Source organism: Sphingomonas sp. Leaf4, from assembly GCF_920939515.1.
Classification (GTDB): domain Bacteria; phylum Pseudomonadota; class Alphaproteobacteria; order Sphingomonadales; family Sphingomonadaceae; genus Sphingomonas.
This window is the reverse complement of sequence record NZ_CAKLBB010000007.1, coordinates 90448-112424: the sequence shown is the minus strand read 5'-3', so window position 1 is coordinate 112424 and position 21977 is coordinate 90448. Positions and strand designations below refer to the sequence as shown.

The 21977-nt window shown below is 68.4% G+C and carries 13 protein-coding genes and 1 tRNA gene; 3 read left to right on the top strand and 11 right to left on the bottom strand.

Annotation, left to right across the window (positions count from 1 at the left end; all coding sequences use genetic code 11):
* Nucleotides 1–469 precede the first annotated feature (469 nt).
* The 6 genes from LRA89_RS20510 to LRA89_RS11985 all read right to left on the bottom strand — a co-directional run bounded on the left by LRA89_RS20510 (nt 470) and on the right by LRA89_RS11985 (nt 8830).
* On the bottom strand, nt 470–2428 hold the full coding sequence (locus tag LRA89_RS20510) for an AAA family ATPase (RefSeq protein WP_268934916.1): 1959 nt from the start codon (nt 2426–2428) through the stop codon (nt 470–472).
* A 262-nt stretch (nt 2429–2690) separates the two neighbouring features.
* Nucleotides 2691–3704: an RNA 3'-terminal phosphate cyclase gene (gene rtcA / locus LRA89_RS12005; protein WP_230770337.1), complete on the bottom strand. Its 1014-nt coding sequence runs from the start codon at nt 3702–3704 to the stop codon at nt 2691–2693.
* Nucleotides 3701–4489 (bottom strand): nucleotidyltransferase domain-containing protein, encoded by a 789-nt coding sequence (locus tag LRA89_RS12000; protein WP_230770336.1) that lies wholly within the window; start codon nt 4487–4489, stop codon nt 3701–3703. Before LRA89_RS12000 ends, rtcA begins: the two co-directional genes overlap by 4 nt.
* 159 nt (nt 4490–4648) lie before the next feature.
* Nucleotides 4649–5020 (bottom strand): hypothetical protein, encoded by a 372-nt coding sequence (locus LRA89_RS11995; protein WP_230770335.1) that lies wholly within the window; start codon nt 5018–5020, stop codon nt 4649–4651.
* A gap of 145 nt (nt 5021–5165) precedes the next feature.
* Entirely contained in the window at nt 5166–6392 is a 1227-nt protein-coding gene (locus tag LRA89_RS11990; protein WP_056493404.1) for an RtcB family protein, read from the bottom strand.
* Between the two features lie 902 nt (nt 6393–7294).
* A complete protein-coding gene (locus LRA89_RS11985) occupies nt 7295–8830 on the bottom strand; it encodes a vWA domain-containing protein (RefSeq protein WP_230770334.1) in 1536 nt (511 codons plus the stop codon).
* A 245-nt stretch (nt 8831–9075) separates the two neighbouring features.
* On the opposite strand from LRA89_RS11985, the gene rtcR reads away from it, so the two are divergent.
* Nucleotides 9076–10674 (top strand): RNA repair transcriptional activator RtcR, encoded by a 1599-nt coding sequence (rtcR, locus tag LRA89_RS11980; RefSeq protein ID WP_230770333.1) that lies wholly within the window; start codon nt 9076–9078, stop codon nt 10672–10674.
* A 9-nt stretch (nt 10675–10683) separates the two neighbouring features.
* Here the strand turns inward: rtcR and LRA89_RS11975 are convergent, their stop codons facing one another.
* Both LRA89_RS11975 and LRA89_RS11970 read right to left on the bottom strand, forming a co-directional pair.
* A complete protein-coding gene (locus LRA89_RS11975) occupies nt 10684–14025 on the bottom strand; it encodes a PAS domain S-box protein (RefSeq protein WP_230770332.1) in 3342 nt (1113 codons plus the stop codon).
* A 150-nt stretch (nt 14026–14175) separates the two neighbouring features.
* Nucleotides 14176–14250, bottom strand: a tRNA-Gln gene (locus LRA89_RS11970).
* A gap of 126 nt (nt 14251–14376) precedes the next feature.
* Between LRA89_RS11970 and LRA89_RS11965 the strand changes: the two genes are divergently transcribed.
* Entirely contained in the window at nt 14377–14856 is a 480-nt protein-coding gene (locus LRA89_RS11965) for a pyridoxamine 5'-phosphate oxidase family protein (RefSeq protein ID WP_055755324.1), read from the top strand.
* Nucleotides 14857–14909: 53 nt separating this feature from the next.
* Here LRA89_RS11965 and LRA89_RS11960 read toward each other — a convergent pair whose 3' ends face one another.
* Nucleotides 14910–16142, bottom strand: a complete 1233-nt coding sequence (locus LRA89_RS11960) for a polyhydroxyalkanoate depolymerase (protein WP_230770331.1) — start codon at nt 16140–16142, stop codon at nt 14910–14912.
* 172 nt (nt 16143–16314) lie between these two features.
* Here LRA89_RS11960 and LRA89_RS11955 point away from each other — a divergent pair, with 172 nt between their 5' ends.
* Nucleotides 16315–18093 (top strand): ABC transporter transmembrane domain-containing protein, encoded by a 1779-nt coding sequence (locus LRA89_RS11955; protein ID WP_230770330.1) that lies wholly within the window; start codon nt 16315–16317, stop codon nt 18091–18093.
* 148 nt (nt 18094–18241) lie between these two features.
* Here LRA89_RS11955 and LRA89_RS11950 read toward each other — a convergent pair whose 3' ends face one another.
* Nucleotides 18242–19711, bottom strand: coding sequence for a DUF389 domain-containing protein (locus tag LRA89_RS11950; RefSeq protein ID WP_230770835.1), 1470 nt, complete (start codon nt 19709–19711; stop codon nt 18242–18244).
* Nucleotides 19711–21960, bottom strand: coding sequence for a ribonuclease R family protein (locus LRA89_RS11945; protein ID WP_230770329.1), 2250 nt, complete (start codon nt 21958–21960; stop codon nt 19711–19713). Before LRA89_RS11945 ends, LRA89_RS11950 begins: the two co-directional genes overlap by 1 nt.
* Nucleotides 21961–21977 lie beyond the last annotated feature (17 nt).

Sequence of the window (21977 nt, the reverse complement as noted above, 5' to 3'; positions counted from 1 at the left end):
CGGCCGGTTGTGAAGCGCGCACGTTTCCTCGCGGGCCGACCCACCCCCGGCCCCTCCCCTGTCAGGGAGGGGAGCAGATCGGGCAGGCGACCGACCGATCCATCCACCCCGAACCAAACGTCATCCCAGCGAAGGCTGGGATCTCCGGGTACAGGGCACGACAGGAACCGCTTGATGCCCAAGCCTTCGCTGGGGCGACGCTTTAGGCGGGATCGACATTCAGCATTGCGGGCCGATCTTCGTCGTTTTCGGCCGAAACAGCTATCCCTTTCGTCACCCCGGACCTGTTCCGGGGTCCACGGCGCGGCAATCGGTGCGCCTTGAGGCTGTATCGACAGCGTTTAGAGCCAGGTGGACCCCGGAACAAGTCCGGGGTGACGATGGGAGCGTGAAGGTCGATCGGCCCTATGGCAGAGGGACAAACTCGACCCGCCCCCGCCACTCGCCCGGCCGGCGAAGGAGCCTCCCCTCAAAACCCCACCCGAACCGCCCGCGCCGGTTTCACCGCCACCTCCCGGCGCAACCGCTCGACCAGTTCCCCCGCATCCGCCGCCGGCCAGTGGCGCAACTGCCGCGCTACCACCGCGAAGTCGCCGGGCGTCAGCCCGTCGACCTCGCCCAGCGCCGCCGGGGCCGTTTCCCCAAAGAACCGCGCGAACGCCGCCTTCGCCCGAGCGGCACCAAGCGGCCCCAGTCGCAGCTTGAAGACGAACCGCCGGAGCGTCGCCGGATCGAGCTTCGCCTCGTGGTTCGTCGCCGCCACCACCGGCAACGGATGCCGGTCGAGCCACGTCAGCAGCTCGTTCACCTGCCCCACCTCCCAGCTATTGCGCGCAGTAGTGCGATCGAACAGCAGCGAATCCGCCTCGTCGAACAGCAACACCGCCTCTTGCCGCCGCGCCTCGGCAAAGGCCTCGGCGATCTGCGCCTCGGTCTGGCCGACCCATTTCGACAACAGGTCCGACGCGCGCTTGACCAGCAGCGGCCGGTCGAGCGCGCGCGCCAGATGATGGGCGAACGCGGTCTTGCCGGTGCCGGGCGGCCCGGTCAGCAGCAGCGAGACGTCGCTTGCTCCCTCCCCCGCCATCGCCGCGAACAGCGGTTCGATCGGCCGGTCGCTCTCGAACAGGTCGAGGTCGAACCCGCCCGGCCCCGGATGCGGCAGCGTGCCACCCCGGAGTGCCCGCACCAGTGCCTCGGCCGCGACGCTGCCGCCATCGGCCTCGCCCGCCAGCTTGCCCGCGCGTGCCGCGACGCGCAGCACCGTCGCCGCCTCGGGTGCAGCGTCGAGCAAGGTGGCGAACCCCGGCCCCGGCGCCACCGCCTCCTCGCGCGCCACCCGTTCGAGCATCGCCAGCGCGGCGGCACGCGACGGCAGGTCCATGCGCAGCACGAAGCTCATCCGCCGCAGGATCGCCGCGTCGACATTGCCGATCGCGTTGGTGGTCCAGATGACCGGCACCGGATTGGCCTCGAGCAGCCGGTTGACGAACACCTTGCTCCCTTCGCGCGCGCGGAACCAGTCGCCGCCCGCCGACGGGCTGGCATTGCCGATCAGGTCCTCCATCTCGTCGAACAGCAGCACCGTGTCGCCGCGCTTGGCCAGCAGCTTCTGGCCGAGGGTCAGCGCCATCACCCGGTCCCACCGGCTCGGCTCCTCGCCGTCGTCGTCCGCCTCGCCGATGCCGTGCAGCACCGCGCCCGCGCCTTGCGCCAGCGTGCGCGCCAGTTCGGTCTTGCCGGTGCCCGGCGGCCCGTGGATCAGGATGTTGACCCCGGCGGCCTTCGCCGCAAGCGCGCCGCGCAGCAGCCGGACGAGGAAACCGACCTCGCCGATATGCCCGAACGCCTCCACGCCAAGCGTCGCCGCCTGTCGCGGGCCGACCAGCAGGTCGAGCACCCCGGCATCGTCGGCGGGCGCACGGTCGAGCAGGCGTTTCATCGTCCACGCGATGTCGATCTCGGCACCGCCATCGCGATTGATGTAGAAGCTCGCCAGCCCCAGCCGGGCGAGCGTGCCGCGCCGCGCGACCCGGTCGGCATCGCTGCCCTCGGCCCCCGCCATCTCGCCCAGCAGGTGCGGCAGGCCCCGCCCCTGCCGGTCGAGCAGTTTCGCCAGCGCCGCCGCGCGCGGCAACCGGTCGCACGCGACCATCAACCGCAACAGCTCGGCATCCACCGGCGGCAACGCCAGCAGATGCGCGACCGTCCGCGCCAGCCCCAGCGCGGGGGCGCGCAACGGCGTCACGACCGGTTCCTCCAGCGTCGCACGCAACGCCTTCCATTTCAGCTTGCCTGCATGGCCGGGCACCAGCCACTCGCCATGCGGCTGCGCCCATTCCAGCAGCGCTTTCACCAGCGGTGCGGTTGCGGGAAGCGTTCCCGCCGCCCGGAGCATCAGGCCCCGGACGATATTCAGTTCATCCATGTCGATTCCACATGTCGCATCGCGTCGGACGCACGCACGAAGGGCGCACGTCGACGGCATTCCTGACGATAGGGGTTCAGGTGCGACGGTGGCGGATGCCGGCCCGTCGCAGCGCCAGTCGACGCGCTATGCGAAAGGCCGGAGACCGCCGACCCGGGCACCGCGCAGGGCGGCAAGGTCGAACAAGGCATGTCTCCGATTCGCCCGCGTCATGCGGACCGGGCACGGGCGGCGACTTAGCATGGTGTCGCCGCCCGCGCAATCAACCAACGCTTACGTGGTGGACGCCTTTTTCCACCGGATCGAACCGGGTGCGCCGCCCGGTGAACCGCTCGATCACCGCCGCCGCCGTGCGCGCATGCTCGCTCGGCCGGACGGTGGTGAACACGCCCCCGCCCGCCAGCGCCATCGGCAACAGCAACTGGTCGGCCAGATACGGCCCGGCGAACGCATCGCTCGCCAGATAGCCGCGCATCCGCCCCACCGCCGTCTTGGCAACCCTTTCCGCGCGCACCCCCAGTTGCGCGAAGCCGCTGACGATCTCGGTGCCATGCTCGAAATTCGCTTCGAGCAGCAGGATATTGCCCGGCCCCTGATCCACCGGTAGCTCGCGCACGAAACACTCGCGCTCCGACCAGCCCAGACTGTCGCGCACCACGGCGATCTCGCTCCCGGCGATGTCGAACGGCAGCCCGGCGAACAGCGCGCACGCCGACACGCCGGTCAGTTCCCCGCGCGCCACCCGCTCGATCGGGGTCAGCCGCGACGGCGCGACGATCACCTCGATCCGCCCCCCGCCGCGCGGATAGAAGCCGTGCCGCACCAGCCGCACCGCGACATGCCCGCCCATCGCCCGCACCACCGGCAAGAAGCACCGCTCAATGAACTCGAACGGCGGCGCCAGCATGTTGTGCGTGCCCCCCTCCAGCACCAGCGTCGACGGCGCATCGGCCAGCAACAGCGGCAGCAACACCGTCTGCAACACCAGCCCGGTCGACCCCGCCGTCCCCACCGCGAAGCGATACTCGCCCGGCGTCACCCTGCCCGGCCAGAATTTCACCTCGGACGATCCGACGTGCAGCCCGTCGCACACCCCGCCGCCGATGGTACACGCCGCCTCGATCGCGGTGACATGCTGGCGCATCAGCCCCGGCTTGCTCCGCCCCCCGCGCACGTTGAAAATCCGCACCGCCTCGCCGGTGACGAGCGACAGCGCGCACGCATTGCGCACCACCTGCCCCCCGCCTTCGCCCTCGCTGCCATCGATCTCGATCATCGGTTCACCAGTTCCAGAAACAGCGCATCCGCCTGCGCCAGACCGTCCACGACCCGCGCGGGAATATCATCCGCCCGCGACAATTCGTCGCGGATCATCGCATCGAGCGCGGCATGCCGCGCCACCGCGCCCTGCTCGGCGGTCGCCGCCTTCGCCTCGACCAGCCGCCCGATCGCCTCGACCAGCGCATCGTCAAGCCGCACGCCCGCCAGCAGCGACGGCAGGTCCATCGGCGGCCGCGCACCGGCATGCGCCCGCATCCACCGGATCGCCAGCGCCGGCCGCAGCGCGTAGAAATAGCGCTTCACCGCCACCTCCCCGTCGCCCGCCAGCCACGTCCCTGCAGCCGTCCGCCCCAGCTTCGCATAATGGCACGCCACGGCATGGGGATCGCACACCGCCTCCGCCAGCGCGGCGAGATCGGCCACTATTGGATCGTCGGCGCGGTAGCGGATCGGACTCCCGATCCACTCGCCCAGAATCGCATTCGACTTGAGCAACAGCCCCAGCGCCTTGCGCACATCCCACCCGTTCAGGTCGATGTCATCGACGATCGGCGCCTCGATCACGTCGCGCCCGCCCTTCAACGACAGATACCAGTCGCGCGGCCGGACATAGACGAAGCGCACGTCATAATCGCTGTCGGGCGAGGGAAACCCCCACGCCCGCGACCCCGATTCGACCGCGAACAACAGCCGCACGCCTTCGGCCGCCTCGACCGCGGCGAGGCGCGCGGCGATCTCGGCCCGCACCTCGGCGGGAATGGCAGTGTCGATCGTCGTCATCGTTCGATCCTTTCCGCAGGACTCCGCTGCGAAACTTGAAATCCCCGTCTTGGCCGTATCCCCGCGCAGGCGGGGATCCAGAGCCACGCATACCGGCCATCGCGTTTGGCTCTGGCCCCCCGCCTGCGCGGGGGTACGGCCCGGGCCACCGAGCGGCCCTCATCCATCGCGCCACTCGGTCGCATCCGGTTCGGGCACGAAGATGTGGGCGGTCCAGCAATCGCTTTGCAGTGTGCCGACCTCGGCTCCACAAGCGCATTGCTGGTTGGGTCCATTCATTCCATCAAGGCCGCAACAGCCGTTCAATCGACAGCGGTTCGTCGTATCCCGCACCCGCCCGGCAACATCCGCCGGGTTGAGCCAGAACTGCGGCACGAACTGCAACGGCACCGGCGGCCCCTCGAACGCCTTGGCGAGCGGCTCCCACGACTTGTACGCCACGCCCGGCGGACCGAACGGCTCGCCGTCGCGATGGTCGGGCACCGTCACCGCCGGGTCCTTGGTCGACAGGATCGTCAGCATCCCGCTCAATTCCGCGCTACAGCCACGGCATATCAATCGCTGTTGCATCGCATCCTCCAACCATTCCGGCCCAGCCAACGGCACGGCTCCCCTTCCGCTCACCCGCGCGCCCGGTGAAGCGGCGGCGACAGGCCCCCGGCCTGTCGCCGCCGCTTCACCCCTTCACGCACACCACCTGTTTCAGCGTATGGACGATCTCGACCAGGTCGGCTTGCGCCGCCATCACCGCCTCGATCGGCTTGTACGCCCGCGGCGTCTCGTCGATCACGCCTTCGTCCTTGCGGCATTCGACGCCCGCCGTGTCGGCAATATGCTCGTCCAGCGTCACCAGCTTCTTGGCCTGCGTCCGGCTCATCACCCGGCCGGCACCATGCGAACAGCTATCGAACGACTCCGGGTTGCCCAGCCCCCGGACGATGAACGACTTGGCGCCCATCGATCCGGGGATGATCCCCATCACGCCCTTCGCCGCGCGCACCGCGCCCTTGCGCGTCACCAGCACATTCTCGCCGAAATGGTTTTCGCGCGTGACGTAATTGTGGTGACAGTTCACCGCCTCCAGCGCCGCCTCGAACGGTTTCGCGATCGCCCCGCGCAGCGCGGCGATGACGTTGGTCATCATCATCCGCCGGTTGAGCGCGGCATAATCCTGCGCCCACCCCACCGCCTCGACATAATCGTCGAAATGATCGGTCCCTTCCGGAAAATACGCCAGATCCTCGTCGGGCAGGTTCAGGTGCCATTTGCGCATGTCCTGCTTGGCCAGTTCGATGAAGAAGCTGCCGATCGCATTGCCCACGCCGCGCGACCCCGAATGCAGCATCACCCACACCGCCCCCGCCTCGTCCAGACACAGCTCGATGAAGTGGTTGCCGGTGCCCAGCGTGCCGAGATGGACGAGGTTGTTGGTGTTCTTCAACCGCGGATGCTTCTCGCAGATACGGTCGAACCGCTCCACCAGCGTCGTCCACGCCGCGACGATCGCCGGCGGCGGGCTACCCCAGCTTCCGTTGTCGCGCTTGCCCCGGCCGACGCTGCGCCCGTGCGGCACCGCCTGCTCGATCGCCGATCGCACGCCCTCGAGGCTGTCGGGCAGGTCGCTCGCCATCAGCGAGGTCCGCGCCGCCATCATGCCGCACCCGATGTCGACGCCGACCGCCGCCGGGATCACCGCGCCCTTGGTCGGGATCACCGAACCCACCGTCGCGCCGATGCCGACATGCACGTCGGGCATTACCGCGACATGCTTGAAGATGAACGGCATCCGCGCCGCCCGCGCCAGTTGGTCGCGCGCCTTGTCGTCGACGGGCACGCCGCGCGTCCACGCCTTGATCGGCACGCCGCCGGGAACTTCGGTATAGTCATAGTTCGTCTGGGTCATCACGACCTCCTTCATCAAATTCCGGTGCCGGCGACGAGGATTGGCGGGACATTCCCGGGTTGCCCCGGGGCGGATTTGAACCGCACAGCCCTTTTGGGGCCTTGACCAATGTAGTCCCGCCGGCATTCGCCAGCGTTATTGCTCCCCTCCCTGGAAGGGAGGGGTCGGGGGTGGGTCGGCCCGCGAGGGCACGGAAACGCTCGCCCCCTCCCTTGTCAGCGAGGAGAGACGGCCGACGCTCCAAAACGCCGACCTTCGGAAAACAAGGCGTGGCGACGAGGGGGCGACGGGACATGCTCTACCACTGAGCTACCCGGCGCATGTGCGACGGGAGGGGACTCGAACCCCCGACATTGTAGTCCCGCCGGCATTCGCCAGCCTGTGCTTGACCCACGGCGACAAGGGTTTGACCGGACCTCTCCTGCTCCAACCGATTGAGCTACCCGGCTGAAAGCCGGGGCGGGACTCGAACCCGCATCCTGGGGAATCACAATCCATGTAGTCCGGCCGGCATTCGCCGTGGGCAAGCCTCGAAATCGGCGCGCGCCTGCTCCCCTCCCTGACAGGGAGGGGCTGGGGGTGGGTCGGCCCGTTGGGACACGCCAGCGCCCGCCCCCTTCGTCATCCCCGCGAAGGCGGGGATCCATACACGCAGTCGTCGCGGCTCCTGTCCAAACGTTGGCGGATATGGATTCCCGCCTGCGCGGGAATGACGAAAACGTGCGACACCTGCATGGCACACCCGCCACCGGGTCGCGGCGACGAAAATTGGCGAGACATTGCCCGTGTCCTACCGCTGGACGACGGATCAGTCGGCCTGAAGCCGTGCTGACCCGGTCGGATTCGAACCGACGTCTCGGGCGGCAATGTAGTCCCACCGGCATTCGCCACGACCCTGTTCCTCACACCTCCGTTTCGCTGACCAGTTCGACCCAGTCCCGCGTCCGCCCTTCGGCGAAGCGCGCGATTCCATCGAACACCGCGTCGGAGAAGCCCCCGACGTTCAATATCTCGGGCCGCCCCGCCGCCTGGGTGGTCCCGTGCGGCTGGATGTCGACGCAGACCAGCCGCGCCCCCGGATTGCGCCGCTGCAACCGGTCCCACTCGCGCATCGTCGCCGTCGCCCCGCTTCCGGTGGCGTCGACCCACGACTGGTTGTCGGACACGATCACGACCAGATCGACCGCCGCCTTCTCCCGGTTCAACCGGGCGAGCGGCGCGGAAACGGACGTCCCGCCCCCGCCGATCGCCGCCAGCTTCTGGGCATTCACCGCCAGCCGGGCGTACGGATCGATCGTCACATCGACCACGTCCCACTCGAACGGCAGCACCCGCGCATCCCGGTTGCTCCGCAGCATCGCCGCCGTGACCAGCGCCGCGACATCGATACAGCGCACCGCGCTCGTCGCCCCTTTGCGATAGCCGGTGACGGGCGAGGTCATCGATCCCGACACGTCGGGACACACCACCACCCGCCCCGCGACCGCCGGCACCTTGGCCAGCGACGCCTCCAGCGCGGTTTCCAGCGCGGCCTGCACCGTCAGCGGCACGCCCTCCCCCACCGATCGCAACGCGACCAGCAACTGGTAGGGCAGCACCCCCGGCGCCGGCGTCGCCAGCCGCGCCGCGACCGCCTTCGCCACGCCGGGCACCGCGAACGCGCCGCTCCTCGCCAGCGTGTTCAGGTTGATGCGCAACGCCTGCCACCCCATCCGCGTCGCCAGCTCGCCCCATTGCTCCGCGCTGAGCGGAAAGGCGGTCAGCCACTCGAACGGCACCGGCGGCAATGGCAGCGTGGGTTCACGCTTCCACGCCTCGAACGCCGCGATCTCGGCGGGCAGCGCGACCACGTCATACGGCTTGCCGATCAGCCAGCCATAGAACGCCCGCCGCGCCGCATCCGCCGGCTTCGGGTGCACCATCCGCACGATGTCGGCGAGGCTCGGGGCCGTCCCCGTCGCCGCCGCCATCAGGTCGCGCATCGATGCCCGCTCCAGCCACTGCACGACCAGCCGCTTGGGCCGCGAACCGAGCGACGTCCGCCCCACCTGTCCCGACCGCAGGATCTGGACGAAGTTGCGCAGCATCCGCCCGTTGTCGATCACTTGGGCAAACACCCGCACCGCAAGGTCGGGGTCGGCGATGGTCAGATAGGCGGCGAGCAACGCCGGCATGTCCTTCATCGCCCCCGATCGCCGGGCATAGACCGCCGCCTTGGCAACGAACGCCGGATCGCAATCGCGCGCCGCCGCCAGCACCTCGGCCAGTTGCGTCCCGGCGCTCGCATAGAAGCCATCGGCCAGCGTGCCGGTGGCGGCCAACTGCGCCAGCTTCGCCTGCGGGCCGTACGCATAGGCCGGCGCGGCCTCGCGGTTCGGCACATCGGCACGCGGCAGCAACCGCGCCACAGCACTTGCGAACAATCCCTTGTTGGCCATCGTCCAACTCCACATTCCGGGGGCGACCGGCCTATTCCGGTCGCCCCAGCCATCTGCCGGACCAAATTCCCTTGCGGACCGACGCAAATAGCGTTGCGAAAGCCGTGCCAAACGCGAAAAACGCGCCTCGGAAAATCTTAAACCATTGTCTTGTAATGATTTTATCCCGAAAATTACGGGATGCGAGTATTCAACTTGGAAACTGCCCGATCGACACGGATAGACATTTATCCTAGCGTATCGTTATGCGTTCTACCGTCGTCCTCGGCTTTCTCGGCTCCACGCTCGATGCGAGCAAATTCGGCCCCTCGCGCTGGGCCAAATGGCGGCCGACAGTCGGCCTGACGATGCACGACGATCTGAGAGTAGACCGGCTGATCCTGCTCCACGGCTCGCAACATCAGCGCCTTGCCGATTATGTCACGGGAGACATCGCCGATGTTTCGCCCGAAACTAAAGTCGAACCGCACATCCTCGACTTCGACGATCCATGGGATTTCGAAGAGATGTACGGCAAACTGCTCGACTTCGCCCGTGCCTATCCTTTCGACCCGGAGGCCGAGGACTATCTCATCCACATCACTACCGGCACCCACGTCGCGCAAATCTGCCTGTTCCTCTTGAGCGAGGCACATTTCCTCCCCGGCCGCCTGCTCCAGACCCAGCCGCGTCGCGGCACGATCGAGGCGGCGGGAAGCTGGAACATCATCGACCTCGACCTGTCGCGCTACGACAGCATCGCCACCCGCTTCGCCGCCGACGCGAGGGAGAGCACCAACTTCCTGAAATCAGGGATAGAAACCCGCAACGCCGGCTTCAACGCGATGATCGACGAGATCGAACAGGTCGCGATCCGCAGCCGCGCGCCCCTGTTGCTGATGGGGCCGACCGGCGCGGGCAAGAGCCAGCTCGCCCGCCGCATCTACGAACTCAAACGCCTGAAACGACAGGTAAAAGGCCCGCTGGTCGAGGTGAATTGCGCGACGCTGAAGGGCGACGGCGCGATGTCGGCGCTGTTCGGCCACCGTAAAGGTGCCTTCACCGGCGCCGCCGCCGACCGCGCCGGACTGCTGCGCACCGCCGACACCGGCGTACTCTTCCTCGACGAGATCGGCGAACTGGGCTTGGACGAACAGGCGATGATCCTGCGCGCGATCGAGGACAAACGCTTTCTCCCTGTCGGCGCCGACAAGGAAAGTGCCAGCGATTTCCAGTTGATAGCCGGCACCAACCGCGACCTCGCCGCCTGCGTCACCGCCGGCACCTTCCGCGACGATCTCTACGCCCGGCTCAACCTGTGGACCTTCGCCCTCCCCGGTCTGGCCGAACGGCGCGAGGACATCGCTCCCAACCTCGACTATGAGCTCGATCGCCATGCCGAGCGCGAAGGCGAGCGGATCACCTTCAACAAGGAAGCGCGCGACCGCTACCTCGCCTTTGCCACCGGGGGTCAGGCGAAATGGCCCGGCAATTTCCGGGACTTGGCCGCCAGCGTCACCCGCATGGCGACCTTCAGCCCCGCCGGGCGCATCAACCTTGACAGCGTGACCACCGAGATCGCGCGGCTGCAACGCCTGTGGACCGGCGGCGCGGCCCCCGCCGCCGATCCGCTGGCCGGCCTGCTCTCTCCCGATCAACAGGACGCGCTCGACCCGTTCGACCGCGTCCAGCTCGCCCATGTCGTCACCGTCTGCCGCGCCAGCCGCACGCTGTCCGACGCCGGCCGCACCCTGTTCGCCGCGTCGCTGCGTCAGCGCAGCAGCACCAACGACGCCGACCGGCTGCGCAAATATCTGGCGCGCTTCGGTTTAAGCTGGGGCGACATCACCGCCGCGGCGGGGTAGCCGCCGCCGCTACAGCGGCCTGTCGAGCACCGCGCGCACTCGCGCGGCGAGTTCCTCGATCGTGAACGGCTTGGAGATGAGGTCGACTCCCGGTTCCAGCACGCCGTTGTGGACGATCGCGTTGCGGGTATAGCCAGTGGTGAACAGCACCTTCAGGTCGCCGCGCCGCCGCCGCGCCTCATCCACCAGCCGGGCACCGTTCATCTCCGGCATCACCACGTCGGTGAACAGCAGCGCGATTTCAGGGTGCGCGTCGAGCAGCCGCAGCGCCATCGCGGCGGAATCCGCCTCCAGTGTGCGATAGCCCAGCTCGGACAGCACCTCGACGCTGAACTGGCGGACCGACGGCTCGTCCTCGACCACCAGCACCACCTCGCGCTGGTGCCCGACCGGAAGATCAGCGGTCTGTTCCGATGCCGGAGCCTCGGCAACGTCGTTCAGCAGCCGTGGGAGATAGACCTTGACGCTCGTCCCCTCGCCCGGCTCCGAATAGATTTTGACGTGCCCGCCCGACTGTTTGACGAAGCCGTACGTCTGGCTCAGCCCCAGCCCGGTGCCCTTGCCGACTTCCTTGGTAGTGAAGAACGGATCGAACGCCTTGGCGATCACCGCCGGCGGCATGCCGGTCCCGCTATCGGTGACGGCGATCAGCACATATTGCCCCGCCGCGACGCCGGGATGCGCGGCGGCATAGCGATCGTCGAGATGCGCGTTCTGCGTCTCGATCGTCACCCGCCCGCCATCCGCCATCGCATCGCGCGCGTTGATCGCGAGGTTCAGGATCACGTTCTCCAACTGGTTGGCATCAACGCACGTCCGCCACAGCCCGCCGGCCAGCACCGTTTCCAGCCGCACGTCGCCGCCCAGCGAATGGCGCAACAGGTCGGACATGCCGGCGGTCAGCTTGTTCGCATCGACCGGTTCGGGGCGCAGCGGCTGTTGCCGCGAAAAGGCGAGCAGCCGTTGCGTCAGGTTCGCCGCGCGGCGGGCACCGTCGGTCGCCGCCGCGATATAGCGTTTGGCCCGCGCGTCGCCGGCCCCGATCCGCCGGTCGAGCAGGTCGAGCGATCCGATCGTCACCGCCAGCATATTGTTGAAGTCGTGGGCGATACCCCCGGTCAACTGGCCGACCGCTTCCATCTTCTGCGCCTGCCGCAACTGCTGTTCAGCCTCGGTCAGCCGCGCCTGGTTGCGCAGGCGCTCGGTCACGTCGACCGCGTACTGGAACGCACCGATGCGCCGCCCGCGCTCGTCGCGCAGCGTGTTGAAGCGCAGTTCGTAATAGGGCCGGTCAAGATCGGGATCGCCGAAATCCTCGGTGATCGTGAACTCCTCGCCCGACAGCGCGCGGGTCCACATGGCCATCACGCCGTCCAGATCGCCCGAAGACTGCTCCATCAGCCCGGTCAGCGTATCGCCGACCACCGGGCGGACGCCGTAGACCCGCGCGAAGTCGTCGGCATAGGCGGTGTTGAGCGCGAGATAGCGATAGTCGGGCGACAGGATACCGATCAGCGCATCGCTGTTCTCGACCACATCGGCCCACAGCTTGCGCTCGGCGAGCGCGGTGTCGATCCGTTCCTCCAGCGTCCGGTTGAGCCGTTCGAGTTCGATCTGCACCCGGCGGCGATCGCTGATGTCGTTGAACAGGATCGCGACACGGCGGTCGGCGGGGTCGCCGACGCGCAGGGCATGGACGTCGAACCAGCGACCCATCACGTCCGATCCGTCCTCGAACCGGATCGCGTCGCCGCTCGTCGCGACGCCGCCGTACAGGTCGAACCAGCGTTGCTCCAGCCCCGGCACCAGCTCGCGCGCGGTCCGTCCGGCCACGCCGACCAGCCCGGTCTGCCGTTCCAGCGCCGGATTGGCCTCGACGAAGCGGTAATCGACCGCCCGGTCGCCGTCGAACATCACCTCGACGATACAGAAGCCGACCTCGATCGTGTCGAACAGCGTGCGATAGCGTTCCTCGCTCCGGCGTAGCGCGTCCTCCATCTCGCGCCGTTCGCCGATGTCGATCACCGACCCGACATAGCCGAGGAATGCCCCTTCGCCGTCGAACCGTGGCGAGGCGGCATCGATTGCCCAGCGATACGCCCCGTCGTGCCGGCGCAACCGGTATTCGAGCCGGAACGGCGTATGCTCCACGTTCGCCGCAAGGAAGGTTTCGCCCGACCAGCCGCGATCGTCGGGATGGACCGCGTCGAGCCAGCCGAAGCCGTCGGCGACAGTCTCGCGCTCGTTTTGCCCGGTGAAGTCATACCATGCGCGGTTGAGATAGGTGCAGCGCCCGTCGACGTCCGTGACCCACATCATCATCGGCGCATGGTCCGCCATGTTGCGGAACCGCGCCTCGGATTCGCGCAGCGCGGCATCGCGCGCGCGGCGATGCTGAATGTTGCGCGCCTCGATCACGGTGCCGACGGGGCGGCCGGCGTCGTCGAGCAGCGGGCTGGCGGTGAAGGCGACCGGGTAGAAGCTGCCGTCGCGCGCGACGAACAACTCCTCGCCCTCCATCTGCGCCCGTTCGGGAAACGCCCGATCGATCGGGCAGTCGGCCAGCGGGTAGAAGGAGCCGTCGGGGCGGGTGTGGTGGACCACGTCGTGCAGCGGCCGCCCCTGCATCTCGGCGAGCGAATAGCCGGTCAGTTCCTCGGCGGCGGCATTGGCATAGACGCAGTGCTGCTCCTCGTTCATCAGGAACACCGCCATGCGCGTATTGTCGAGCACGGCGTTCAGCTTGCGGTCGCTGGCCCGCAGCGCGTCGTCGGCATCCCGCCGCGCCGCGATCTCCGCCTCCAGCGCGCGCGCCCGTTCGTCCTGTACGGCAAGCTGGCGGCGCAGCTCCAACTGGGTCATCACCTGCCGCGCCAACAGTTCGAGCGTGAGGCGCTGGCGATCGGTGATGCCGTCGGGACGCGGCCGGGTGTCGAGCACGCAGACGGTGCCGATCGGCAGCCCCTCGGGCGTTTCGATCGGCGCACCGGCATAGAAGCGCAGCCCCGGCGCGCCGGTGACGAGCGGGTTGGCCGCGAAGCGCGTGTCCAGCGTCATGTCGGGTACGACGAAGATGCCGTGCTGGCGGATGGCATGAACGCAGATCGACACGTCGAGCGGCAACTCGTCGGCGCCGATCCCGACCTCCGCCTTGAACCACTGGCGCCCACCCGCCACCAGATTGACGACCGCCATCGGCGCATCGAAAATATCGGACGCAAGGCGGACGATGTCGTCGAACACTTGTTCGCGCGGCGTATCAAGGATCGCATACCGCCCGAGCGCGGCGACACGCTCGGTCTCGCTCCACCCTGCCGGGCCGACACCGAAATCGCAGACGGGTGGGGTCATAGTCACGTACCGACGAGGCTTTCCAACATGCAGCTCAACGTTCCGAACGCATGAACCTCCCGCCGTCTCCGTGCGGATGCGGCGCGGCACGCGATTATCGCGGCGGGATCGGAGGAGTAGCCGGCCGGATCGTTTCGGCCGAGCCAAAACTGGCTGGGGCGGCAGGATTCGAACCTGCGGTACGCGGCATCAAAAGCCGCTGCCTTACCACTTGGCTACGCCCCAGCGACCGCGAAAGGTTCGCGGCAGGCGCGCGTCCTACGAAGATCGGCGGCGCTGCGCAATGGCAAAGCATACGGAAACCTCGCGGGGTTCGGCCGTTCTGCTGCCACCACAGCCAAGGAACGCACCATGTCCGACAAGAGCCCGACCGAAATCCGCGAAGCGATGTGGAAGGCGATGGCCGCCAGCCCCTATGTCATGCTCGGCCTTACCGGCAAGCACACCCATAGCGAACCGATGTACGCCGTGCTCGACGAGGATGCCGACAGCGAATTCTGGTTCTATACCAAGCGCGACAATCGCGCGGCCGAAGGCGGCGCGGCGATGGTGCAGTTCATCGCCAAGGGGCATGACCTGTTCGCCTGCATCGCCGGCACGCTGACCGAGGAAACCGACCCGGCGATCATCGACAAATACTGGTCGACCCATGTCGAGGCATGGTACGAGCAGGGCCGGCAGGATCCCTCGCTGCTGATGCTGCGCTTTGACCTCGACAGCGCCGAAATCTGGGAAACCGACCAGTCGCTGCTCGGCAAGCTCAAGATGTTCACTGGCCAGACGATCCGTGGCCGCGACGAAGCCGGCAGCCACGCCAAGGTCGCCGTCTGACCCGAATACGGGCGGGGGAAACGCTCCCCCGCTCGTTTCCGAACGAATCTTTGTTACCCGCCGTGCCGGGTCATCCATTCCTCCAGCACCGGCGCGATCAGCGTCCGCCACTTCGATCCGTTGAAGATGCCGTAATGACCCACGCCCGGCGCCATATGATATTGCTTCATCGCATCGGGCAGCGCGGTCGCCAGCGTCAGCGCGGCGCGGGTCTGCCCCAGTCCCGAAATATCGTCGCGCTCGCCCTCGATCGCGAGGACCGCGGTGTCGGTGATCGCGGCCGGCTCGACCGGGCGGCCGCGATGCTTCATCGTGCCGTTGGGCAGCGCGTGCGTCTGGAACACCAGGTCGATCGTCTGGAGATAGAATTCGGCGGTCATGTCGCACACCGCGCGATATTCCTCGTAGAAACGCTGCGTCGTCCCTGCGCCCTCGCCGTCACCCTGCACCAGATGCTTGAACATCTCGTAGTGCGAGATCATGTGACTGCCCAGATTCATGCTCATGAACCCGGCGAGTTGCAGGAAGCCCGGATAGACCCGACGGCCCGCGCCCGGATAGGTCACCGGCACCGTCGCGATCACATTCTGCTCGAACCACGCATGCGGACGCTGCGTCGCCAGCGTATTGACCGCCGTCGGCGCCTCGCGCGTGTCGATCGGCCCGCCCATCATCGTCAGCGTGTGCGGCCGGTTGGGGTGCTTGTCGGCACCCATCAGCGCGGTGGCGGCATAGACCGGGACCGAAGGCTGGCACACCGCCAGCACATGTGCTCGGCGGTCGCCCTCGGCACCGATCTGTTCGAGGAAGGCGACGACGTAATCGATATAATCGTCGAGGTCGAAGCGCCCCTCCGAGATCGGCACCAGCTTCGCGTCGCGCCAGTCGGTGATATACACCTCGGCGAACGGCAGCATCCGCTCGACGGTGCCGCGCAGCAGCGTGGCATAATGCCCACTCATCGGCGCCACGATCAGCAGCTTGGGGCTGCCCTCCACCCCTTCGCGGACGAAACGCTTCAACTGGCCGAACGGGCGGCGCAGCACGATCTCCTCGCGCACCGCCACCTGCTTGCCGTCGATCTCGGTATGGTCGAGCCCGAACGCCGGCTTGCCGCGCGGGGCGGAGGCATGGGCGAACACCGCCAGCGCCGATCCCAGCACCGGACCGCCCCCGAAATAGGCGAACGGATTGCTCGGATTCTGGAGCAGGCCGGCACCGACATTGGCCATGGCGCTAGCCCCCGCCAGCATCGAGCGCTGCCATTCATACGCATTGTAGAGCATCGACTTCCCCGGATGAAGGCCACGGGAAATACCCGTTCCTCGTAAAATTAGGATAATTCACGCTATCGGGCAACGATCCGAAGGTAGCGCGGCAATGGTGAACATTCGTTGTACCCAAGCAACGAACCGGCGGGTGGTTCCCCTTCCCCCGCAATCACGCTAGGCACCGCGCATGGCAGACCCGGTCCCCGCCCCCGATCGCTCGAAGATGCTGCCCGCGCTGGGCCTCGTGTGGCGCTTCACCATTGCGTACAAGCTGCAACTGGTCGGCGCGCTGGTATCGCTGGTGACGGCGGCGGTCGCGACGCTGTGGATTCCGCGCACCTTCAAGCAGGTGGTCGACAACGGCTTTTCGGGCGGCGCGCAGGCCGATGCGATCGCGCCCTATTTCGAAGGGCTGCTCGGCGTCGTCGTGATCCTCGCCTTCGCCACCGCCGGGCGCTTCTATTTCGTGTCGTGGCTGGGCGAGCGCACCGTCGCCGACCTGCGCATCGCGGTCCATCGCAACCTGCTCACCCTGTCGCCCGGCTGGTTCGAGGAGAACCGCCCGTCCGAAATCGCCTCGCGCCTCACCGCCGATACCGCGATCGTCGAGGGGATCGTCAGCACCACCGTCTCGGTCGCGCTGCGCAACCTGCTGGTCGGCGTGGGCGGGGTGATCTATCTTTTCGCGCTTGCCCCCAAGCTCGCCGCCTATCTGATCGTCGGCATTCCGCTGATCGTGTTGCCGATCATGTGGCTGGGCGGTCGCGTGCGCCGCCTGTCGCGTTCCAGCCAGGACCGGATCGCCGACATCGGTTCGATCGCGTCGGAGACGCTGGGCGCGATGAAGATCGTCCAGGCGTTCGGGCAGGAACCGCGCGAGGGCGACCGGTTCGAGGGCGCGGTCGAACGCGGGTTCCAGACCGCGAAACTGCGCTTCGCCACCCGCGCGGTGATGACCGCCTTCGTCATCGGCATGTTGTTCACCGCGATCACCCTCATCATGTGGGACGCGGTCAGCGACGTGGCGTCGGGTCGGACGACGGGCGGGTCGATCACCGCCTTCGTCATCACCGCCGGGCTCGTCACCGGATCGTTCGGCGCGCTGACCGAAGTCTATGGCGACCTGCTGCGTGCCTCGGGCGCGGCGGCACGGCTTGCCGACCTGCTCGCCGAACGCCCGGTCATCGCCGCGCCGGCCAAGCCGGTGGCGCTGCCCGAACCGGCGCGCGGGGCGCTGGGCTTCGATCACGTCACCTTCCGCTACCCCACCCGCACCGATGTCGCGGCGCTCGCCGACTTCACGCTGCACGTCGAACCCGGCGAGACGGTCGCGGTCGTCGGCCCGTCGGGGGCCGGCAAGTCGACGCTGTTCCAGCTCATCCAGCGCTTCTACGATCCCGAACACGGCCGCATCCTGATCGAAGGGGTCGACGTGCGCGACGCCGATCCGGCGGCGGTGCGCAGCCGCATCGCCATGGTGCCGCAGGAAACGGTGATCTTCGCCGCCTCGGCGCGCGACAATCTGCGCTATGGCCGCTGGGATGCGTCGGACGACGCGCTGTGGGCGGCGGCCGAAGCGGCCAACGCCGCCAGCTTCCTGCGCGATCTGCCGCAGGGGCTCGACACCTATCTGGGGGAGAGCGGCGCGCGCCTGTCGGGCGGCCAGCGCCAGCGGGTGGCGATCGCCCGCGCGCTGCTGCGCGACGCGCCGATCCTGCTGCTGGATGAGGCGACCTCGGCGCTCGACGCGGAGAGCGAACGGCTGGTGCAGGACGCGCTCGACCGGCTGATGGCGAAGCGGACCACGCTGGTGATCGCCCACCGACTGGCGACGGTCCGTGCCGCCTCGCGGATCATCGTGATGGAACAGGGCCGCATCGTCGAAACCGGCCGCCACGCCGAGCTGATCGCACAGGGCGGGCTGTACGCACGGCTGGCGAATTTGCAGTTCCACGAACCGGCCTGACCCCAACGTAGAACAGCGTAGTTTTCGTCACTCTGGGCTTGTTCCGGGGTCCACCGCGCCACGAACACGCCCGGCGTTGCGCATGCGGACCCGTGGACCCCGGAACAAGTCCGGGGTGACGATGGTGTTGCGCTGGACCGGCGCGGCCTTACCGCTGACCGTCCGATACCCACCCCAGCCGCAACGCCCCCGCCGCATCGCCGACCCGCGCCTGCCCGCCACGCGCAACGATCGCCCCGGCCAGCGCCTCGCGCTGCGCCGCGACGCCGCCCAGCACCGCCAGCACCCGCCCCTGCCGCGCCGACAGCCATGCCGCATCGTCAATCGCGCGCACGTCGGCGATCCCGGCGGTAAAGCCGATCACCGGTGGCGGCGCATCCGATGCCGGCGGCACGACCTCGACCTGCCATCCCGGTGCCGCCGCCCGCGCCCGCGCCTCGACCGCGCGATAGCCCGCCGCCGGCAGCCCGGGCAGTTCGGCCGCCGTCGCGCGCACGATCCGCGCCTCGTCGTCGACCGCAAGGGAGTCGGGCGTTGCCCCCGTCACCAGCGCGACCTGTCCGACGATCCGGTCGCGCGCCGGAGCGATCCCCGATCCCGCCTTGGCGATCTGCGCCGCCTCGGTCGCCTGCGGGTCGAGCGAGCTGCGGATCTGGTCGACGTGCAGGTCGACCCGCCGGTCGAGCCGCGCCGCCAGCTCGCCGTTCAGCGCACGGTCCGCGCCGCTGTCGAACTTCGGCGTCAGCACCACCGCGCGCACCCGCACCCCCGACGACCGGTAATCGATCTCCAACTGGCTGATCCGCGCATCGTCGGGGAACCGCGCCAGGATCGCGCTGCGCACCTGCCGCTGCGCCACCGCCTCGAACGAGATCTGGCGCAGCGCGGCGACCAGCGGCACCGACAGCGCCAGCATCGCCCCTGCGAACAGCACCACCTGAAACGTAGTGTTGCGCGGGGTCAGATGCCGCCCGAACCCGTACAGCCGCGCCATGAACGCGGCGGTGAGCGCAATGGTGACGAGGTTGGTGAGGAACAGCAGCAGCGCGCCCCCCGCCACCGTCGCATTGGCGGTGGCGATGCCGAAGCCGACGACGCACAGCGGCGGCATCAGCGCGATCGCGATCGCGACGCCGACCACCGTATTCCCCCGCCCACGGATCAGCGCATAGGCCCCGGCCAGCGCCGAAAAGAACGCGACGAGCAGGTCGAACAGCGTCGGCCGCGTCCGCCCCGCGATCTCCGACGTGATCGTCTGGATCGGCGAGAGCGCCACCAGCAGCGCCGACAGCCCCACCGCCAACCCCGCGCCGAGCGCCAGCGCAAACAACGACTTGCGGATGTCGGGCACGTCGAGCACCGCGATCCCGAAGCCGAGGCCAATGATCGGCATCATCAGCGGCGACACCAGCATCGCCCCGATCAGCACCGCGACCGACGGCATCAACAGCCCGAGCAGCGACAGCGCCATCGACACGACGATCATGAAGCCATAGCGCCACGACCAGCCGGCTTCCTCCGCCACTTGGCGCAGCACCGCATCGTGATCGACGCTGCCGATCACCTTCATCCGCCACCACCGCCCGAACCTGCCCCGCCGTGCCAGCACGGCCGGCATCACCGCTTGCGCCCCTGATGCCGGATGTTGGCGGGGCGGCCCCGGCGTTTCAGCGTGCGCGGCGCGCCCTTGTGGCGGATCGTTCGCGTGTCACTGCTCCCCGCCGATCCCTTGCCGTCGGGCAGTTCGAAGCGCAGCGCGCCCGACACCGGGTTCGCCTCGGCGAGCCGCAGTTGCAACCGCATCCCCGACGCGAACGTCTCGCCGCTATGGTCGCCGATCAGCGACTGCGTCGCCTCGTCGAAGCGGAAATATTCCTGTCCCAGATCGCGCGCGGGAACCAGGCCGTCGCCGCCGACCCCCTCGACCGTCGCGAAGAAGCCGAACGACGCGACGCCGGTGATCCGCGCCTCCATCACCTGGCCCACATGCTCGGCCAGATAGGCGGCGACGTAACGATCCACGGTTTCACGCTCGGCCTCCATCGCCCGGCGTTCGAGGCCGCTGATCGCCTCGCCCACCCGCTCCATGTTCGCGGCGTCGGCCTCCGCCAGCGCCCCGTCGCCAAGGCCATAGGCGCGCACCAGCGACCGGTGCACGATCAGATCGGCATAGCGCCGGATCGGCGAGGTGAAATGGGCATAGCTGCCGAGGCTCAGTCCGAAATGGCCATGGTTCTGCGGGCCGTAGAACGCCTGCGTCTGCGTGCGCAGCACCTGTTCCATCACCTGTGGCTTAAAATCGGCCTCGCCGATCCGCGCCAGCACATGGTTGAACGTCGCCGGGCGGATCACCTGCCCCAGCGCGAACGGCACGTCGAAACTGTCGAGATAGTCCTTGAGCGCCACCAATTTCTCGCGCGTCGGCGGTTCGTGGACGCGGTACATCACTGGTGCCTTCTTCGTCTCCAGCGCCTTGGCGGCGGCGACGTTGGCGGCGATCATGTAATCCTCGATCAGCCGCATCGAATCGAGCCGTTCGCGCGGGGCGACCGACAGGATGCGCCCCTTCTCGTCGAGCACGATCCGCCGCTCGGGCAGGTCGAGGTCGAGCGGCTCGCGCTCGGCGCGCGCCTTCGCCAGCGCCGCCCAGCACGACCACAGCGGCTTGAGCGCGCCCGCAACCAGTTCGGCCGGCACCGGCGCATCGGCCACCCCGTCGATCGCGGCCTGCGCATGTTCGTACGCGATGTTCGCCGCGACCCGGATCACCGCGCGGGTGAAGCGCCAGTCCTTGAGCTTGCCGTCCTTCGCGATCGTCAGGTGGCATACCAGCGCCGCGCGGTCCTGCCCGGCTTTCAGCGAGCAGACGTCGGCTGACAGGATTTCGGGCAGCATCGGCACCACCCGGTCGGGAAAATACACGCTGTTTCCGCGCGAGCGCGCCGACTTGTCGAGTTCGGACCCCGGCCGGACATAGAAGGACACGTCGGCGATCGCGACGATCGCCTTCCAGCCGCCGTCGTTGCCCGCATCCTCATCGGGCGCGGCCCACACCGCATCGTCATGGTCGCGCGCATCGATCGGATCGATCGCCACGATCGGCAGGTGGCGCAGATCCTCGCGCCCCTCGCCCAGCGGCGTGGCCGCCATGGCGCGCGCCTCGGCCAGCACTTCCTCGGCGAACACATGCGGGATGCCATGCTTATGGATCGCGATCAGCGAGAAGCTGCGCGCCGCGAACGGATCGCCCAGCCGCTCCACCACCTTCGCGGTGATCCGCGGCGGCCGCCCCGCCATCTGCGCCAGCACCAGATCACCCGCCGCAGCCCCTCCCGCGTCGGACACCGGCAGCTCGCGCCGCTCCTTCTTGTCGACGCCCTGCAACCATAACCGGTCGCCGTCCTGCCGCAGCACGCCCAGCACCGCCTCGCTCGCCCGGTCGAGCTTCTTCATCGGATAGGCGGCCCAGCCGTTGCCGGCCTCCTCGGTCCGCGCAAGGATGCGGTCGCCGATGCCAAGGGCGCTGCGCCGCCCGCGCTCGCGCACGCGCACCCTGGGCGGCGGCGTCTCCGCCTCCCAGCGTTCGGGCACCGCCCAGACGTTGCCGCCGTCGTCGACATCGGCGACGCGCAGCACCGTCACCTTGGGCAGCCCACCCATCTTGTGGAACGCACGCCCGCCCGCGCCGTCGATCAGCCCTTCGTCGGCCATGTCCTTCAACATCGCCTTCAGCGAAATCTTCTGCTGCGCCGACAGGCCGAACGCGCGGGCGATCTCGCGCTTGCCGGCGGGCGTGTCCGACGACTGGATGAAATCGAGCACCTGCTCGCGCGTGGGCAGCCCTTGCGGCGTTTTAGAAAATACCATCGGCCACGACATAGGGC

Excerpts from the sequence above, each read along its gene's own strand:
- LRA89_RS11990 (WP_056493404.1), bottom strand. The coding sequence starts at position 6,392 with ATGACCCAGACGAACTATGACTATACCGAAGTTCCCGGCGGCGTGCCG.
- LRA89_RS11955 (WP_230770330.1), top strand. The coding sequence starts at position 16,315 with ATGGCAGACCCGGTCCCCGCCCCCGATCGCTCGAAGATGCTGCCCGCG.
- LRA89_RS11945 (WP_230770329.1), bottom strand. The coding sequence starts at position 21,960 with ATGGTATTTTCTAAAACGCCGCAAGGGCTGCCCACGCGCGAGCAGGTG.
- LRA89_RS11975 (WP_230770332.1), bottom strand. The coding sequence starts at position 14,025 with ATGACCCCACCCGTCTGCGATTTCGGTGTCGGCCCGGCAGGGTGGAGC.
- LRA89_RS12000 (WP_230770336.1), bottom strand. The coding sequence starts at position 4,489 with ATGACGACGATCGACACTGCCATTCCCGCCGAGGTGCGGGCCGAGATC.
- LRA89_RS11960 (WP_230770331.1), bottom strand. The coding sequence starts at position 16,142 with ATGCTCTACAATGCGTATGAATGGCAGCGCTCGATGCTGGCGGGGGCT.
- LRA89_RS11965 (WP_055755324.1), top strand. The coding sequence starts at position 14,377 with ATGTCCGACAAGAGCCCGACCGAAATCCGCGAAGCGATGTGGAAGGCG.
- rtcA (WP_230770337.1), bottom strand. The coding sequence starts at position 3,704 with ATGATCGAGATCGATGGCAGCGAGGGCGAAGGCGGGGGGCAGGTGGTG.
- LRA89_RS11985 (WP_230770334.1), bottom strand. The coding sequence starts at position 8,830 with ATGGCCAACAAGGGATTGTTCGCAAGTGCTGTGGCGCGGTTGCTGCCG.
- LRA89_RS11950 (WP_230770835.1), bottom strand. The coding sequence starts at position 19,711 with ATGCCGGCCGTGCTGGCACGGCGGGGCAGGTTCGGGCGGTGGTGGCGG.
- LRA89_RS20510 (WP_268934916.1), bottom strand. The coding sequence starts at position 2,428 with ATGGATGAACTGAATATCGTCCGGGGCCTGATGCTCCGGGCGGCGGGA.
- rtcR (WP_230770333.1), top strand. The coding sequence starts at position 9,076 with ATGCGTTCTACCGTCGTCCTCGGCTTTCTCGGCTCCACGCTCGATGCG.